Annotated in this window: 14 protein-coding genes; 12 read left to right on the top strand and 2 right to left on the bottom strand. The window is 67.4% G+C overall.

The window, feature by feature from the left end; translation table 11 throughout:
* The first annotated feature begins 41 nt into the window (after positions 1–41).
* The 4 genes from F1654_RS08205 (at position 42) to F1654_RS08190 (ending at position 6513) form a co-directional block, all read left to right on the top strand.
* On the top strand, positions 42–1598 hold the full coding sequence (locus F1654_RS08205) for a peptide ABC transporter substrate-binding protein (RefSeq protein ID WP_150023038.1): 1557 nt from the start codon (positions 42–44) through the stop codon (positions 1596–1598).
* A 143-nt stretch (positions 1599–1741) separates the two neighbouring features.
* Positions 1742–4987 carry a carbamoyl-phosphate synthase large subunit gene (gene carB, locus F1654_RS08200; protein ID WP_150023037.1) on the top strand — a complete coding sequence of 1082 codons (3246 nt, stop codon included), beginning with the start codon at positions 1742–1744 and terminating at the stop codon, positions 4985–4987.
* Between the two features lie 71 nt (positions 4988–5058).
* Complete coding sequence (gene greA, locus F1654_RS08195) at positions 5059–5532, top strand: transcription elongation factor GreA (RefSeq protein ID WP_150023036.1); 474 nt, start codon at positions 5059–5061, stop codon at positions 5530–5532.
* A gap of 27 nt (positions 5533–5559) precedes the next feature.
* A complete protein-coding gene (locus F1654_RS08190) occupies positions 5560–6513 on the top strand; it encodes a mitochondrial fission ELM1 family protein (protein ID WP_150023035.1) in 954 nt (317 codons plus the stop codon).
* On the opposite strand, the gene F1654_RS08185 is transcribed toward F1654_RS08190, so the two are convergent.
* Positions 6514–7173: a 2OG-Fe(II) oxygenase gene (locus F1654_RS08185; protein WP_150023034.1), complete on the bottom strand. Its 660-nt coding sequence runs from the start codon at positions 7171–7173 to the stop codon at positions 6514–6516. It abuts the gene before it with no gap.
* A gap of 393 nt (positions 7174–7566) precedes the next feature.
* Between F1654_RS08185 and F1654_RS08180 the strand changes: the two genes are divergently transcribed.
* From F1654_RS08180 to F1654_RS08155, 6 genes are all read left to right on the top strand, one after another.
* On the top strand, positions 7567–8094 hold the full coding sequence (locus tag F1654_RS08180) for a protein-tyrosine phosphatase family protein (protein WP_150023033.1): 528 nt from the start codon (positions 7567–7569) through the stop codon (positions 8092–8094).
* A 61-nt stretch (positions 8095–8155) separates the two neighbouring features.
* Complete coding sequence (gene trxB, locus F1654_RS08175) at positions 8156–9127, top strand: thioredoxin-disulfide reductase (protein ID WP_150023032.1); 972 nt, start codon at positions 8156–8158, stop codon at positions 9125–9127.
* A 97-nt stretch (positions 9128–9224) separates the two neighbouring features.
* On the top strand, positions 9225–10391 hold the full coding sequence (locus F1654_RS08170; RefSeq protein ID WP_150023031.1) for a DUF547 domain-containing protein: 1167 nt from the start codon (positions 9225–9227) through the stop codon (positions 10389–10391).
* Positions 10392–10457: 66 nt separating this feature from the next.
* Complete coding sequence (locus tag F1654_RS08165; RefSeq protein WP_150023030.1) at positions 10458–11186, top strand: ABC transporter ATP-binding protein; 729 nt, start codon at positions 10458–10460, stop codon at positions 11184–11186.
* Positions 11183–12442 carry an ABC transporter permease gene (locus F1654_RS08160; protein ID WP_150023029.1) on the top strand — a complete coding sequence of 420 codons (1260 nt, stop codon included), beginning with the start codon at positions 11183–11185 and terminating at the stop codon, positions 12440–12442. The genes F1654_RS08165 and F1654_RS08160 overlap by 4 nt, the downstream gene beginning before the upstream one ends.
* A gap of 15 nt (positions 12443–12457) precedes the next feature.
* A complete protein-coding gene (locus F1654_RS08155) occupies positions 12458–13348 on the top strand; it encodes a LysR family transcriptional regulator (RefSeq protein WP_150023028.1) in 891 nt (296 codons plus the stop codon).
* On the opposite strand, the gene F1654_RS08150 is transcribed toward F1654_RS08155, so the two are convergent.
* Positions 13349–13618, bottom strand: coding sequence for a BolA family protein (locus F1654_RS08150; RefSeq protein ID WP_150023385.1), 270 nt, complete (start codon positions 13616–13618; stop codon positions 13349–13351).
* Positions 13619–13670: 52 nt separating this feature from the next.
* Here F1654_RS08150 and F1654_RS08145 point away from each other — a divergent pair, with 52 nt between their 5' ends.
* On the top strand, positions 13671–14294 hold the full coding sequence (locus tag F1654_RS08145; RefSeq protein ID WP_150023027.1) for a J domain-containing protein: 624 nt from the start codon (positions 13671–13673) through the stop codon (positions 14292–14294).
* 107 nt (positions 14295–14401) lie between these two features.
* Positions 14402–15391 carry a cobaltochelatase subunit CobS gene (gene cobS / locus F1654_RS08140; RefSeq protein WP_150023026.1) on the top strand — a complete coding sequence of 330 codons (990 nt, stop codon included), beginning with the start codon at positions 14402–14404 and terminating at the stop codon, positions 15389–15391.

The following is a 15391-nucleotide window of genomic DNA, read 5'->3' as shown; positions in this document are numbered from 1 at the left end:
AGCATGCAGCCTGGACAGGTCATGATCGACGGGAGCAAGCAATGACGGGACGGGCAGGCTGGTCGCGCCGGGGCGTAATGGCGTCATCGCTGGCGCTGGCGGGCGCCGCGGCGTGCGGGCCGCGCGGCGGGGAAGAGGCTGACCTCCTGCGCGTGGCCATTGATGGCGAGCCCGACAGCCTGGACCCCATCAAGGGCCAGTTCGCGTCCGCGGCGCTGATGTACAAGCAGCTCCATGCCCCGCTGACCGAATACTCGCCTTCGGGCGGGCTGGCGCCGGGGCTGGCTGAATCCTGGCGCAGCGCGGATGCGCGCAGCTGGACCTTCAAGCTGACCCCGGGCCTGATGTGGTCGGACGGGGCGCCCATCACATCGGATGATGTGGTCTGGACCGCCCGGCGGGCGGTGGACCCGCGCACGGGCTTTGCCGATCTGGGCGATTTCTTCGCGGTGATCGGCGCGCGCGAGGCGCTCCTGGGCCAGATCCCGCCCGACCAGATCGCCGTCAGCGCCCCGGACGACACCACCGTGGTGTTCGAGCTCGACCGCCCGGTGAGCCTGTTCCCGGTGCTGATGCGCGAGTTTTATCCGCTGCCGCGTCATGCCGTGGAGGCCCGGCCCGATGACTGGACGCGTGCGCGCCACTGGGTCGGGGCGGGGCCTTACGTGCTGGCCGAGCAGGGCGCGCTCACCTGGCGGCTGGAGAAAAACCCCAATTTCGCCGGCGCGGCGGGGGTGCGCATCAAATCCATCCGGGTGGATGTGATCGATGATGCGGCGGCGCGCGCGCGGCGGTTCCGGGCGGGCGATTATGATCTCGCCGACCGGCCGCCAGGCGACCAGATCGGCCTTTTGCGCGAGCGCGTGGGCGCCCAGCTGCGCAGCTTCCCGGCGCCGATCCTCACCTATATCAAGGTCAATTGCGCCAGCCCCCGCCTGCGCGATGCGCGCGTGCGCCGGGCGCTGAGCCTGGCCATCGACCGGGACCATATCAATACCCATTTCTTCCATGGCGAGGCGCGCCCCGCCGCGCTGGTGATCCCCGATCCCGAGGCGCCGTCTCCGGCGCCAGACCCCGATCAGGCGCGCGATCTTTTGGCCCAGGCCGGGCACGGGCCGGACAACCGCCTGCGCGTCACACTGCGCGCAACGGCCGGGGACCGCGACCGGGTGGCGCTGGCCATCATTGATGACTGGCGGCGTGCAGGCGTGGACGCCGAGCTCTTGTCCACCTATCCGCTGGATCTCTACGCGGCGGTGGATGGCGGTGATTATGACCTGGCGCTGGCGCGCTATGACCGCGGGCTGAAGACCGATCCCGACTTCATGCTCCAGCCCTTCGCCCGGGAAGGCTTCGCCGACAACACCAATTGGGAGGGCGGGCGCCGGCCCGAATTTGACCGGCTGATGGGCGCAGCGCGCGGCGAGCTGGATCGCGCCGCCCGCGCCGCCCTGCACCGCGAGGCCGAAGCCGAGTTGCTCGCTGACATGCCCAATATCCCGCTCCTGCACGAGCGCGCCTGGTGGCTGGTGGGCCCGCGCGTGCGCGCCCGAGACGACATCCCGCCGCATCTGTGGCGCGATTTGCGGCTGGGGTAGGGGCGCCCCTGTAAACCGGCACTCGCCAAGCGGGTCCGCAGGCGCTAGACACGGATTTCAGCGACCGAACCCGCGCCGCATGCTCCTCCCGGACCGCTCCGGGGGCCGGGCGTGCGCGCGCCTGACGTGAAAAGGCCTCCCCCATGCCCAGACGCACTGATATCCAGTCCATCCTGATCATCGGCGCCGGGCCTATCGTGATCGGTCAGGCCTGCGAGTTCGACTATTCCGGGGTGCAGGCGGTCAAGGCGCTGAAAGAAGAGGGCTACCGGGTCATTCTGGTCAACTCCAACCCGGCCACCATCATGACCGATCCGGGCCTGGCCGACGCCACTTATGTGGAGCCGATCACGCCGGACATGGTCGCCAAGGTGATCGAGAAGGAGCGCCCGGACGCGCTTCTGCCCACCATGGGCGGCCAGACCGCGCTCAATTGCGCGCTGGAGCTGGACCGGCGCGGCGTGCTGGAGCTGTTCGGGGTGGAGATGATCGGCGCCAAGGCCGATGTCATCGACAAGGCGGAAAACCGCGAGCGCTTCCGCAACGCCATGGATTCCATCGGGCTGGAAAGCCCGCGTTCGCGCACCGCCCATACCCTGGCCGAAGCCGAGATCGTGCTGGAGGAGCTGGGCCTTCCGGCCGTGATCCGGCCCTCCTTCACCATGGGCGGCACGGGCGGGGGCATCGCCTATAATATCGAGGAATTTCGAGAGATCGTCGCCTCGGGCCTGTACAACTCGCCGGTCACCGAAGTGCTGATCGAAGAAAGCGTGGTCGGCTGGAAGGAGTTCGAGATGGAGGTGGTCCGCGACCGCGCGGACAATTGCATCATCGTATGCTCCATTGAGAATATCGATCCCATGGGCGTGCATACCGGCGATTCCATCACCGTGGCGCCGGCCCTGACCCTCACCGACAAGGAGTTCCAGCGCATGCGCTCGGCCTCCATCGCGGTGCTGCGCGAGATCGGGGTGGAGACCGGCGGCTCCAACGTGCAGTTCGCGGTCAATCCCGCGGACGGGCGCATGGTGGTGATCGAGATGAACCCGCGCGTGTCGCGCTCCTCGGCGCTGGCCTCCAAGGCCACCGGCTTTCCCATTGCGCGCGTCGCAGCCAAGCTGGCGGTGGGCTATACGCTCGACGAGATCGATAATGACATCACCGGCGGCGCCATGCCCGCCAGCTTCGAGCCGGCGATTGATTATGTGGTCACCAAAATCCCGCGCTTCGCGTTCGAGAAATATCCTGGCGCCAAGGCGTCCCTGACCACCTCCATGAAATCGGTGGGCGAGGCCATGTCCATCGGGCGCACTTTCCAGGAGAGCGTGCAGAAGGCGCTGCGAAGCCTGGAGACCGGCCTGAGCGGGTTTGACGAGGCGGTGATCGACCGGCTGGACGCCGCCGAGGACGCCGCCGCGCGCCGCCAGGCGGTGCTGGCGGCGCTGGCCGAGCCCACCCCGGACCGGCTGCGCGTCATCGCCCAGGCTTTCCGCGAGGGGCTCAGCGTGGACGAGATTCATGCGGCCTGCGCCTATGAGCCCTGGTTCCTGCGCCAGATCGAGGAGATCGTGGCGGTCGAGGAAGACGTGCGCATGCTGGGCCTGCCCGGCGATGCGCAAGGCATGCGCCGGCTCAAGTCCATGGGTTTTTCCGATGCCCGCCTGGCGGTGCTGACGGGCCAGGCCGAAACCGATGTGGCGGCGGCGCGCCGGGCGCTGGGCGTGCGCCCGGTCTACAAGCGGGTGGACACCTGTGCGGCCGAGTTCGCGGCGGTGACGCCCTATATGTATTCCACTTACGAGACCGGCGGGGCGTGCGAGAGCGAGCCTACGGGCCGCAAAAAGGCCGTGATCCTGGGCGGCGGGCCGAACCGGATCGGACAGGGCATCGAGTTTGACTATTGCTGCTGCCACGCCGCATTTGCGTTCGCCGACATGGACATCGAGTCCATCATGGTCAACTGCAATCCCGAAACCGTCTCCACCGACTATGACACCGCCGACCGGCTGTATTTCGAGCCGCTCACCGCCGAGGACGTGATCGAGCTGATCGAGGCCGAGCGCGCTCGCGGCGAGCTGATCGGCGTGGTGGTGCAGTTTGGCGGCCAGACGCCCCTGAAGCTGTCAGCCGATCTGGAAGCGGCGGGCATTCCCATCCTGGGCACCAGCCCGGACGCCATCGATCTGGCCGAGGACCGCGAGCGCTTCAAGGCGCTTCTGGACGAGCTGGAGCTCAAACAGCCGCCCAACGTCATCGCCCGCTCGGTGGAAGAGGCCGCCGAAGCGGCCCAGTCGCTGGGCTTTCCGCTGGTGCTGCGCCCCTCCCACGTGCTGGGCGGGCGCGGCATGGAGATTGTGCGCGAGACCGAGAGCTTCGAGCGCTATATCCGCGAGGCGGTGCATGTCTCGGGCAAGGCGCCGCTCCTGCTGGACCGCTATCTCTCTGACGCTTCGGAAGTGGATGTGGACGCGGTGTGCGATGGCGAGCGCGTCTGGGTCGCAGGTGTGATGGAGCATATCGAGGAGGCCGGGGTGCATTCAGGCGACAGCGCCTGCGCCCTGCCGCCCTATTCCCTGCCGCCGGAGACCGTGGCCGAGATCAGGCGCGAGACCGAGGCGCTGGCGCGCGCCATTGGCGTGAAGGGCCTCATGAACGTGCAGTTCGCGGTCAAGGACGGCGAGATTTTCCTCCTCGAGGTCAATCCGCGCGCCAGCCGCACCGTGCCCTTCGTGGCCAAGGCCATTGGCGCGCCGGTGGCGCGCATCGCCGCTCAGGTGATGGCCGGGCGCATGCTGGATGCGTTTGACCTGCCCCAGGGCGATCCTGATCATGTTTCGGTGAAAGAAGCGGTGATGCCGTTCGCCCGCTTTCCCGGCGTCGATCCGGTGCTGGGCCCGGAAATGCGTTCCACCGGCGAGGTGATGGGCATTGATGCGCGCTTCGAGGCCGCCTTCGCCAAGGCCCAGCTGGGCGCCGGGGTGAAGCTGCCGCGCTCGGGCGCGGTGTTTGTCTCGTTGAAAGATTCCGACAAGGCGGGGATGATCGAGCCCTGCCGCACGCTTACCGAGCTGGGCTTCAGCCTGCTGGCCACCGGCGGCACGGCGGAGGCGCTGGAGGCGGCCGGCGTGCCGGTGCGGCGGGTGCTCAAGGTTTATGAGGGCCGGCCCCATATCGTGGACGCCATCAAGAATGGCGAGGTGCAGCTGGTCTTCAACACAACCGAAGGCCAGCGCTCGATGATCGACAGCGCCTCCATCCGCCGCACGGCGCTGGAAATGCGCGTGCCGTGCTACACCACGGCCTCGGCCTCGCGTGCGGCGATAAAGTCGATTGCGGTGATTGATGCCGGCCAGCTTGAACCGCGCTCGCTGCAATCCTATTCTAGGTAATCGTATTGAGGCCTGCCCCTGCCGGGCAGGCTTTGATTTTCAGGCGTCGATATACGCGAAACGGGACATCCATGCAGAAGATCCCCATGACCGGCGAGGGCCATAAGGCGCTCGACGAAGAACTCCGCCACCTCAAAACCGTGGAGCGCCCGGCCGTGATCCAGGCCATTTCCGAGGCGCGCGACCACGGTGACCTGTCGGAAAACGCCGAATACCACGCCGCCAAGGAGCGCCAGGGCTGGATCGAGGGCCGGGTGCAGGAGCTTGAGGACAAGCTGGCGCGCGCCCAGGTGATCGACATCACCAAGCTGTCCGGCGATACGGTCAAGTTCGGCGCCACCGTCACTGTTGTGGACGAGGACACCGACGCAGAAGCCACCTACAAGATCGTCGGCGATGACGAGGCGGACGTGAAATCGGGCAAGATCTCCATCTCCTCGCCCATCGCACGCGCCCTGATCAACAAGGAAACCGGCGATGTGGTCGAAGTGGCCGCGCCGGGCGGCGTAAAGAGCTACGAAATCCTGAAGGTGGAGTGGGTCTAGCGCCGAACCTCAGGAAGGATCGCCGTCATGACCAGGGTCTGGGCGTTGACGACAGGCGAGGCGGGGATGCGCAGCCAGGCGCGCGGACTGGCGCTGCGGACCGGCGAGGCGTTTGAAGAGAAGGTGTTTCCCCTGCCCGCGCCCTGGTCGTGGATGCCGGGCCATCTGGCGCCGTTTGCGCTGATGCGCGCCGCGCCCCACGGGCTTGCCGCGCCCTGGCCCGATCTCCTGATCACATGCGGGCGCCGCTCGGTGGCCGCCGCGCTGGCGATCCGCAAGGCGTCCGGCGGCCGCACGCGCCTGGTCCACATCCAGAACCCGCAAGCGCCGCTGCATCTGTTCGATCTGGTCATCCCCATGATCCATGACCGGCTGGAGGGGCCCAATATCCTGCCGGTGGCCACCGCCCTGCACCCGTTCACGCCGGACGCTCTGGCGCAAGCGCGTAATGAGTGGGCGCACACGCTCAAGCCTGATGCGCGCCCGCTGCTGGGTGTCATGGTCGGCGGCCCGGCCGGGCGCATGGAGCTGACGGAAGGCGCGGTGGATGAAATCCTCGCCGCCATTACCGGTTTTCGCAATCAGACCGATGGCCGGGTGAGGGTCACGCCCTCCCGCCGCACGCCTGAAGGCGCGCGCGCCCGCCTGATGGAACTGGCCGCGCCGGACCCGCTGGTCGAGGTGTGGAACGGTGAGGGGCCCAATCCTTACGCCGGCATGCTGGCGTGCTGCGACCGGTTCCTGGTCACGGGCGAGTCGGTGTCCATGGTGTCAGAGGCGTTGAGCGCAGGCGCGCCGGTCCATACGCTCTGGCTGCCGGGCGTGCGCGGGCGCCATCTGGCGTTTCTGGAAAAGCTTCAGGATGATGGTCTGATCTCGCGCCTCACCGGCGGCGTGCTGAATCTGGCCCATGCGGGAACCGGCCCTGTTGATCCGTGCGAGCCGGCCGCGGCGCGCGCGCGCGCGCTTCTGCCCGGCTGATCAGGCGGCTTTGACCAGCGATTCGGGGAAGGCCAGCTGATCGCGAGCGCGCCATTCAGGCGTGACATAATTGATGATGATGGACTGGCGCACGCCCGGGATCGGGCGGGGCTCGAAGCCGTGCCAGGTGCGGTCCGACGGAATGAACACCATGGCGTGATTGGGCCGGAAGGCGGTGCGCGCGGCGTGGGTGTCGCGGTCGAGATAGATATCGGTGCCCAGATCGTCATGGCCCGGCGCGCCGGACAGATAGAGCAGCATGGTGAACACCTTCACCCCGATATCGGTATGGGGATGAAGCCAGAAGCCGTCCGTATCCTGGGCGTATTCAATGCGCAGATAATTGCCGTCCAGAGAGGCGCCGAACATGTCATTGAGCGTGGCGATCATGTCAGGCGCCTGGAAGGCGCCGGCCACATCGGCGAAGGCGGGGAAGCGCGCCTGGTTTGGCGTGTCGAAATACTGGCGGGTGGAGTTGTTGGCCTCACGCGTGCCGGACACATCGACTTCCTGCGCGGGCAGGGGCACAGCCTGCAGCTCGCTGACGATATCGTCCGGCAAGAGCCCGTCCAGGAACCAGTGCCGGTAGGGCGTTTCGCGCATATCTGCGGCCGCGAAGGCGGCGCGTAGCGCGGATTTGACCGCGTCGACCCGGCTCATGGCGTGTCCCCTTGGCAATAAAACAGGTTCCGGCTTTATAGCGGGCGGATATGGCGGTCAACCAAGCCCGGCGGCCCGGCCAGTCTTGCACCAGTAATCGCTGGCCGTTTCAGCGCGGCGAGTACAGCAGGTTACGCGGCGGCGTCTGTGCCGCGACTGGGCGCATGCTCAGGCGCCGCCGGGGGGCGCAGCGCGGCAGCTGGCCAGGCCGGGCTCGGATGTTCAAGGCGCTGCGCGGTCCGCCCCTCACGCCTGGGCCCAGGCGGTCTCCGGTCTATGTCTGGCGTTCACAAAGCCGGAAGGGCGCACGGGTCCGGCTTGAAATCCCGCCTTGGCGCTGCGACATGTGCCCTGTGCATGCGCCGCCATTCTTGACGACAGGAGCTGTCCGCCATGATCCGCCTGACCGCCATGCTGGGCGCCGCCCTTCTCTTCGCAGGCGCTGCAATCGCTGAGGCCCTCGCGCTGGATAAGGCGCCCGGCGACGTCCCGGGTGCAACCGTGCGCCAGGATATCAGCCTGGAGGCGCGACCCGGCCCCGGCGCCCCTGCGCGCTGGTCGCGCGAGCGCCAGACGCTGGTGGTCAATCTTCTGACGCAGGCCGAGATCACAGCGCTGGGTGATGACTATCCGGTAGAGGTGATGAGCCAGGGCCTGGCCTACGCCCATATTCCCGTCAGCCGGATGACCGGTCCGGAAGCGGCTGATGCACTGGCCGCCCTATTGGCTGAGACCGAAGGCCCCGCCGTGATCCATTGCGCCAGCTCAGCGCGGGCGGCTCATCTCTTTGCGGCCAGCCAGATCCGCTCGGGCGCCCTGACCCGTGACCAGCTTGACCGGATTGATCCGGACCGCGCATGGGATATGGACCTGCTCGACCGCCTGTCGGGCGAGACTCCCGCAGGCGAATCCGGCCAGTAACCTTGCAGCGCCCCTGAGCGAAACAGCTATCAGCGCCAAACTGACAAAGGACATCGCCGCCATGAGCCAGACCCGTCACGCCAAACTCGTCATTATCGGATCGGGCGCTGCGGGCTATACGGCGGCGATATACGCCGCGCGCGCCATGCTGGAGCCGCTGCTGATCACCGGCATCCAGCCGGGCGGGCAGCTGACGATCACCACCGATGTGGAGAATTATCCCGGCTTCGCGGACGTGATCCAGGGACCCTGGCTGATGGACCAGATGCGCGCCCAGGCCGAGCATGTGGGCACGCAGTTCGCCCAGGACACCATTCTGGAGGCCGATCTCACAGCCCGCCCCTTCCGGCTCACCGGGGATTCAGGGACTGTGTACACTGCAGATGCGGTGATCATCGCCACCGGCGCCAGCGCCAAATGGCTGGGCCTGCCCAGTGAAGAGGCCTTCCAGGGCTTCGGGGTGTCGGCCTGCGCCACTTGCGACGGCTTTTTCTACCGCGGCAAGGAGGTCGTGGTGGTGGGCGGCGGCAACACGGCTGTTGAGGAGGCGCTGTTCCTGACGAATTTCGCCTCCAAGGTCACGCTGGTGCACCGGCGCGACAGCCTGCGGGCGGAAAAGATCATGCAGGACCGTCTGTTCAAGCATCCCAAGATCGAGGTGGTCTGGGACCATGTGGTGGATGAAATCCTGGGCGATGCAGAGCCCGTGCGCGGCGTGACGGGCGTGCGCCTGAAACACGCCCAGAGCGGTGAAACCCGCGAGCTTGCAGCCGACGGCGTGTTCGTGGCCATCGGCCACGCCCCGGCGACGGAATTGTTCAAGGATCAGCTGGACACCAAGACCGGGGGCTATCTGGTCACCGCGCCCGATTCCACCGCCACCTCCATCCCCGGCGTGTTCGCGGCGGGTGATGTGACCGATGACAAATACCGCCAGGCCGTGACCGCGGCGGGCATGGGCTGCATGGCGGCGCTGGAGGCCGAACGTTATCTGGCCGCGCGCGAGCATGACAGCGCGGCGGATGCGGCCTGAATCCGCGCCGGGTTACGCAGATTTCATGACCATGTAACATCTAAGCGCGCACCGCCTGCGTATAAGCCGCGAAACAGCCATTATCGGGGAATGCGACATGCCAAGCTCTATCCGCACCGTCCGGCGCTTCGCCGCTTCTGTTCTGGCGGGTTGTGCGCTCGCTGTTTCGCCCGCCGCCCTGGCCCAGCCCTCGGGCGAATTCGCGCGTTTTGCTGACGCCGATGAGCGCAGCCGGGTGGTGATTGACTACAATGTCTGGACCGAGCTTCTCAACGGCATCGTGTTCGATGTGGGCCATTCCAACCGCCGCCCGGCCATGGGCCGCGCCCAGGTGACCGGCTCCTTGCTGTCGCCGGAGACCAACAGCCGGTACCGCTATGAGAACAACCGCGTGGTTTATCACCTCATGGAGGATGACCACCGCGAGCTGATTTCGGCCTACCGGGCCGAGCTGGAGGCTCTGCCCTCCCAGACCCCCCTGTCCGGGCTGAGCCCGAACGAGCAGCTGGCTTACTGGCTCAACCTGCACAATGTGGTGGTGATTGACGAGCTGGCCCAGCGTTACCCGGTGCGCCGGCTGGACACGCTGCGCATTAATGGCCAACCCTTCCATGACGCCAAGCTGATCACCATCGAGGGCGTGCCGCTCAGCCTCAATGATATCCGCCTGCGCATTGTCGGGGCGGGCTGGGACGACCCGCTTGTCATGTACGGCTTCTTCTCCGGCGCCATTGGCGGTCCGGCCGTGCGCAACGAGGCCTTCACCGGCGCTCGGGTCTGGGATCAGCTGCGTCTGAATGCGCGCGAGTTCGTCAACGCCCTGCGCGGCATCGACACGAACCGGCGCCAGACCATGATCTCGCCGCTCTATGGCGAACATCGCGATCTGTTTGCGGACTGGCCCATGGGGCTTTACGCCCATCTGTCATCAATCGCTGCGGCGGCCTCCGATGATCTCGCCCCCTTTGAAGGGGAGCCGGCCTACATCAATTATGACTGGGCGATCGCGGATCTGACCAATGGGCGTATGGGTTGCGAGGGCGCGATCAATACAAGTCCGGTCACGGTTGTCAGCTCGGGCGGCTCCACATCGAATGCGATTGATTGCCGCGTTTTGCCCGTCCAGGCCCGCGCCCTGGTCGAGGTTGTCGTGAACCGCCGCCTGGAGTTCTTGCGTCAGGGCCGTCTGGGCCAGGTCACCATCCGTGACGTTCCCACTGCAAGCGAACGCGGCGACAGCGAAGGCGACGGCGAATCGCGTTGAGGCCATGGCGGGGGCGCGCCGCGCAAGCCCTTGGCGGGGCAGGCGGTCCGGGGTAGTTCAAAGACCATGACCCGTTCCGCCGCCTCACCAACGCCCGGTTCAGCGCCCGCCGTGGATCTGGAGGCCCTGCGCTTCGCCTATGAGCGCAAGGGGCCGGACGTGATCGACATCCCCCGCTTCACCGCCGCCGCCGGTGAGCGCGTCTTCCTGAAAGGCGCGAGCGGATCGGGCAAATCCACCCTTCTGGGCCTGATCGCAGGTATTCTGGACGCCCGCTCCGGGGCGGTGCGGGTGCTCGGCGAAGACCTCTCGGCCCTGAGCGCGGCGCGCCGCGACCGGTTCCGGGCCGAGCGCTTAGGCGTGATTTTCCAGATGTTCAACCTGCTGCCCTGGCTGCCCGTGGGCGCCAATATCGTCCTGCCCGGACGGTTTTCGCCGGCCCGGCGTGCGGGCGGACTGGAGGCTGAAGGCCGCAGGCTTCTGACCCGGCTCGGACTGGACCCGCAGGCGGTGTGGGATCGCCCGGCCCGCGCCCTGTCGGTGGGCCAGCAGCAGCGCGTTGCCGCCGCGCGCGCCCTCATCGGCCGGCCTGGCCTGATCCTGGCTGACGAGCCCACCAGCGCCCTGGACGCCGACAGCCGGGACGCCTTCATCGCCTTGTTGATGGAGGAATGCGCCGCCTCGGGCGCAGCTTTGATCTTTGTCAGCCATGATGGCGCGCTGGCGCGCCATTTCGACCGGGCCGAGGATCTGGCCGTTCTCAACCGCGCGGGCCTCGCCGAGGCGGCGTCATGAGCGCGGCGCCGATCCTGTCGCTGGCCTGGCGCTCCATCCTCAGCCGGGGCGTCACCGCGCTTCTGACCGTGGCCACGGTGGCGGTCTCGGTAATGCTGTTCCTGAGCGTGGAAAAGGCCCGCCACGGCGCCCGGGCGAGCTTTGAAAACACGATTTCAGGCGTGGACCTGATCGTCGGCGCGCGCTCCAGCCCGGTCAATCTCCTGCTCTATTCGGTGTTCCATATCGGCGACGCCACCAACAACATCACCTGGGACAGCTATCAAGAGGTGGCGAACGCGCCGGGCGTGGCCTGGACCGTGCCCATCAGCCTGGGCGATTCCCATCGCGGCTACCGGGTGGTGGGCACGACGCAAGGCTTTTTCGAGCGCTATCAATACGCTGGGCGCCGGCCGCTACGCTTTAACGAGGGGCAGCCGTTCGAACGTTTGTTCGATGCGGTTGTCGGCGCCACAGTGGCGCGCCAGCTGGGTTATCAGACAGGGGACGAGATCATCGTCGCCCATGGCGCAGGCGCGGTCAGCTTCATCGAGCATGACCTGAACCCCTTCACCATCACCGGCATTCTGGCGCCGACAGGAACACCGGTCGACCGTTCGGTCTTTGTTTCTCTGGAGGCCATCGAGGCGATCCATCTCGACGGCGCCACGGGGCGGGGCACGGCGCGTTCGCTGGAAGAGCTGGAGGCGATGGACCTGCGGCCTGACCAGATCACCGCATTTCTGGTGGGACTGGACAGTCCGGTGGGCGCTTTGCGCCTGCAGCGGGCGGTCAACACCTATCCGCGTGAACCCTTGCAGGCGATCATGCCCGGCGTGGCGCTGGCCCAGCTCTGGCAGGTGGTCGGCGCAGCCGAAACCACGCTGGCGGCCGTGGCGGCCTTTGTGGTGCTGACCGGTCTGATCTCCATCCTCATCTCCATCCTCACCAGCCTCAATGAGCGCCGGCGCGAAATGGCGATCCTGCGCGCGCTGGGCGCGCGCCCCGGTCATATCTTTGCACTTCTGGTGATGGAAGCGGCCCTGCTGGCGCTGGCCGGCGCCCTGATCGGCGCCGGCCTGACCCATGGCGCGCTGCAGCTGGGCGCGCCGGTGCTGGAAGCGCGCTACGGCATTCTCATCGCGGGGCTGGCGCCGGGGCTTACCGATGCGGTGGTGGTGGCGGGCGTGACGCTGGCGGCCGCCGTGCTGGGCGCGTTTCCCGCCTGGCGGGCCTATCGCCAGTCGCTGGCCGATGGCATGACGATCCGGGTTTGACATAAGGCGCGCACCATGGACTGGGACAAGCTCAAGACTTTCCACGCTGCGGCCGAGGCGCGCTCGCTCACCGGAGCGGCGGAAACGCTCAACCTGTCCCAGTCGGCGGTAAGCCGGCAGATCTCCGCGCTGGAGGACTCGCTTGGCGTGAAGCTGTTCCACCGCCATACCCGCGGGCTTCTGCTGACCGAGCCGGGCCGGGTGCTGTTTGAAGCCGCCGGCGAGATCGCGGGCCGCGTGGCGCTGGCCGAAGGCGCGGTGCAGGACGTGCGCGACGAGCCCAGCGGGCTGTTGCGCGTCACGGCGCCCACCGCGCTGGGCTCCATCTGGCTGGCCCCGCGCCTGGCGCGCTTTCATGAGGCCTATCCCAATATCCGTCTGCGCCTGTTGCTGACCGATCACGAGCTGGATATCGCCCGGCTGGAAGCCGACGTGGCGATCCGTCCCTGGGCGCCGACCCAGAAGGATGTGATCCAGCGCAAGCTCATGGACGCCAGCCAGCACCTCTACGCCGCCCCGTCCTATCTCGCCCGCAAGGGAACGCCCCAGAGCGAGGGCGATCTCGACGCCCACGCCTTCATCGCCTACGGGCCGCGCCATCTGGCGCCGATTCCGCAGCTGGGCTGGCCGCTGGCGCTGGGCCGGGCGGGCAAGGCGCCGCGCGAGCCTGTAGCCGAGGTCAACACCATCAAGGGCGTGATGCGCCTGTGCGAGGCCGGGATCGGCATTGCCGGCCTGCCCGCCTATGTGGCGCGGGAGAACCCGAATCTGGAGGTCGTTCTGCCCGAGGTCAGCGGGCCGGATTTCGAGACCTATCTGATCTATCCCGAGGAGCTGCGCGGCTCGCGGCGCGTGGCCGCCTTCGCCAGCTTCGTCATCGAGGAAGCCCGCCGCTGGCAGGACTGATCACTCCCCGGGCGCTTTCGCCTTGATCACAAGCGCATGCACCGGCCCGGCCAGCAGATCCGCCAGCGCGGTATTGACCAGGCGGTGGCGCGCCACCCGGCTCCGGCCTGTAAAGGCGGCGGCGGTGATCTCCACGGTGAAATGGCTTTCCCCGCCCGGGCGCGCCCCGGCATGACCGGCGTGCAAGTGGCTGTCGTCAATGACGGCCAGGTGATCGGGGGAGAGGGCCGCGCTCAGGGCGGCCTCTATCTGCTGCGCCACTGTGGTCATTGTCATCATCCGTTCATTGCCCGCAAACCCGCAGCGCCCCATACTTGTAGGCATGGACGGCGATTACAAATACCGCCCGCGGTTCGTCGACATCCGCATCAAGCCGCCGCGCGACCAGGCGGGGCCGCGCGAACGCGTGTGCGAATACCCCGGATGCCGGGCCAAGGCCACTGCGCGCTCGCCGAAAAACGCCGGCATGCCGGGCGAGTTCTATCATTTCTGTCAGGCCCATGCGGCCGAGTACAACAAGGCGTGGAACTATTTCGAGGGTATGAGCGAGGACGAGGCGCGCGCCCATATCGCCGCCGATCACTACGGTCACCGCCCCACCTGGAGCTTCTCGGCCGGCTCCAGCGCCCGGCGCAAGGCCGAGCGGGCCGCCAAAAGCTTCCATGAGGGTTTTTTCGATCCCTTCTCGCTGTTCGGCGACCGCCCGCCCGGCGCCGAGCGCACCACGCCCAAACAAGCCGAGCCGTCCATTGGCCGGTTGCACCAGCGGGCGCTGGAAACCCTGCGCCTGGAGCGCAGCGCAACCCGCGCCGAGGTGCGCCGGCGCTATGCCGAACTGGTGCGCGCCTATCACCCCGACGCCAATGGCGGCGACCGCTCCATGGAAGAACAGCTCCAGAAAGTGGTGGGCGCCTACCAGATCCTGAAAAACGCCGGCATGGCGTGAGGGCGCATGGCTGATGGCGCCTTGACGGTGGCGCCACGGGCGTGTGCGCGCTAGGTAAGGCGGGACAGCCGCTTTACGGCCCTCACTTCCCGCCAGCCGGACCGCTCATGACCGAAGACGCCCTGATTTCCGCCCAACCTGACACGACCGCCGACTGCAAGGCCCTGTTCGGGTTTGATCCCGGCTTCAAGGTCCCGGCCTTCTCCGCGCGCGACACCCATGTGCCGGCAATTGATGAGGCCTATGTGTTCGATCCGGCGACCACGCGGGCGATCCTGGCCGGGTTCGCCTTCAACCGGCGCGTGATGATCCAGGGCTATCACGGCACCGGCAAGTCGACCCATGTGGAGCAGGTGGCCGCGCGCCTGAACTGGCCGATGATCCGGGTCAATCTCGACAGCCATGTCAGCCGCATCGACATGGTGGGCAAGGACGCCATCGTGGTCCGCGACGGCCAGCAGGTGACCGAGTTCCAGGAAGGCATCCTGCCCTGGGCCGTGCAGCGCCCGGTGGCGCTCCTGTTTGACGAATACGACGCCGGGCGCCCGGACGTGATGTTCGTCATCCAGCGTGTGCTGGAGGCGTCGGGCTCGCTGACCTTGCTGGACCAGAACCGGGTGATCCGTCCCCACCCCCATTTCCGCCTGTTCGCCACCACCAATACGGTGGGTCTGGGCGACACCACGGGTCTTTATCACGGCACCCAGCAGATCAATCAGGGCCAGATGGACCGCTGGTCGCTGGTGGCGACGCTGAACTATCTGCCCGCCGAGACCGAGCGCGCCATCGTGGCCGCCAAGATCGGCGCTTCGGGCCAGACGCCCGAGGGCGCCAAGCGCATCGCCGACATGGTCAAGGTGGCCGAGATGACCCGCACCGCCTTCATGGCGGGCGATCTGTCCACCGTGATGAGCCCGCGCACCGTGCTCACCTGGGCGGAAAACGCCGAGATTTTCGGCGATGCGGGCCTGGCCTTCCGGCTCACCTTCGTCAACAAGTGCGACGAGCTGGAGCGCCCGATCCTGGCCGAGTTTTACCAGCGCGTCTTTGGCGAGGATCTGCCCGAAAGCGCGGTCAAGCCGGTGGCGGCTGCCTGA

This window comes from Alkalicaulis satelles (assembly GCF_008630495.1).
Classification (GTDB): domain Bacteria; phylum Pseudomonadota; class Alphaproteobacteria; order Caulobacterales; family Maricaulaceae; genus Oceanicaulis; species Oceanicaulis satelles.
Note: the sequence above shows the minus strand (reverse complement) of the source record. Positions and strands in the feature narration are given on the sequence as shown.

Coding starts and splice junctions, on each gene's coding strand:
- carB (WP_150023037.1), top strand. CDS start 1,742: ATGCCCAGACGCACTGATATCCAGTCCATCCTGATCATCGGCGCCGGG.
- F1654_RS08150 (WP_150023385.1), bottom strand. CDS start 13,618: ATGACCACAGTGGCGCAGCAGATAGAGGCCGCCCTGAGCGCGGCCCTC.
- F1654_RS08205 (WP_150023038.1), top strand. CDS start 42: ATGACGGGACGGGCAGGCTGGTCGCGCCGGGGCGTAATGGCGTCATCG.
- F1654_RS08170 (WP_150023031.1), top strand. CDS start 9,225: ATGCCAAGCTCTATCCGCACCGTCCGGCGCTTCGCCGCTTCTGTTCTG.
- F1654_RS08180 (WP_150023033.1), top strand. CDS start 7,567: ATGATCCGCCTGACCGCCATGCTGGGCGCCGCCCTTCTCTTCGCAGGC.
- F1654_RS08160 (WP_150023029.1), top strand. CDS start 11,183: ATGAGCGCGGCGCCGATCCTGTCGCTGGCCTGGCGCTCCATCCTCAGC.
- F1654_RS08165 (WP_150023030.1), top strand. CDS start 10,458: ATGACCCGTTCCGCCGCCTCACCAACGCCCGGTTCAGCGCCCGCCGTG.
- cobS (WP_150023026.1), top strand. CDS start 14,402: ATGACCGAAGACGCCCTGATTTCCGCCCAACCTGACACGACCGCCGAC.
- F1654_RS08145 (WP_150023027.1), top strand. CDS start 13,671: ATGGACGGCGATTACAAATACCGCCCGCGGTTCGTCGACATCCGCATC.
- F1654_RS08190 (WP_150023035.1), top strand. CDS start 5,560: ATGACCAGGGTCTGGGCGTTGACGACAGGCGAGGCGGGGATGCGCAGC.
- greA (WP_150023036.1), top strand. CDS start 5,059: ATGCAGAAGATCCCCATGACCGGCGAGGGCCATAAGGCGCTCGACGAA.
- F1654_RS08155 (WP_150023028.1), top strand. CDS start 12,458: ATGGACTGGGACAAGCTCAAGACTTTCCACGCTGCGGCCGAGGCGCGC.
- F1654_RS08185 (WP_150023034.1), bottom strand. CDS start 7,173: ATGAGCCGGGTCGACGCGGTCAAATCCGCGCTACGCGCCGCCTTCGCG.
- trxB (WP_150023032.1), top strand. CDS start 8,156: ATGAGCCAGACCCGTCACGCCAAACTCGTCATTATCGGATCGGGCGCT.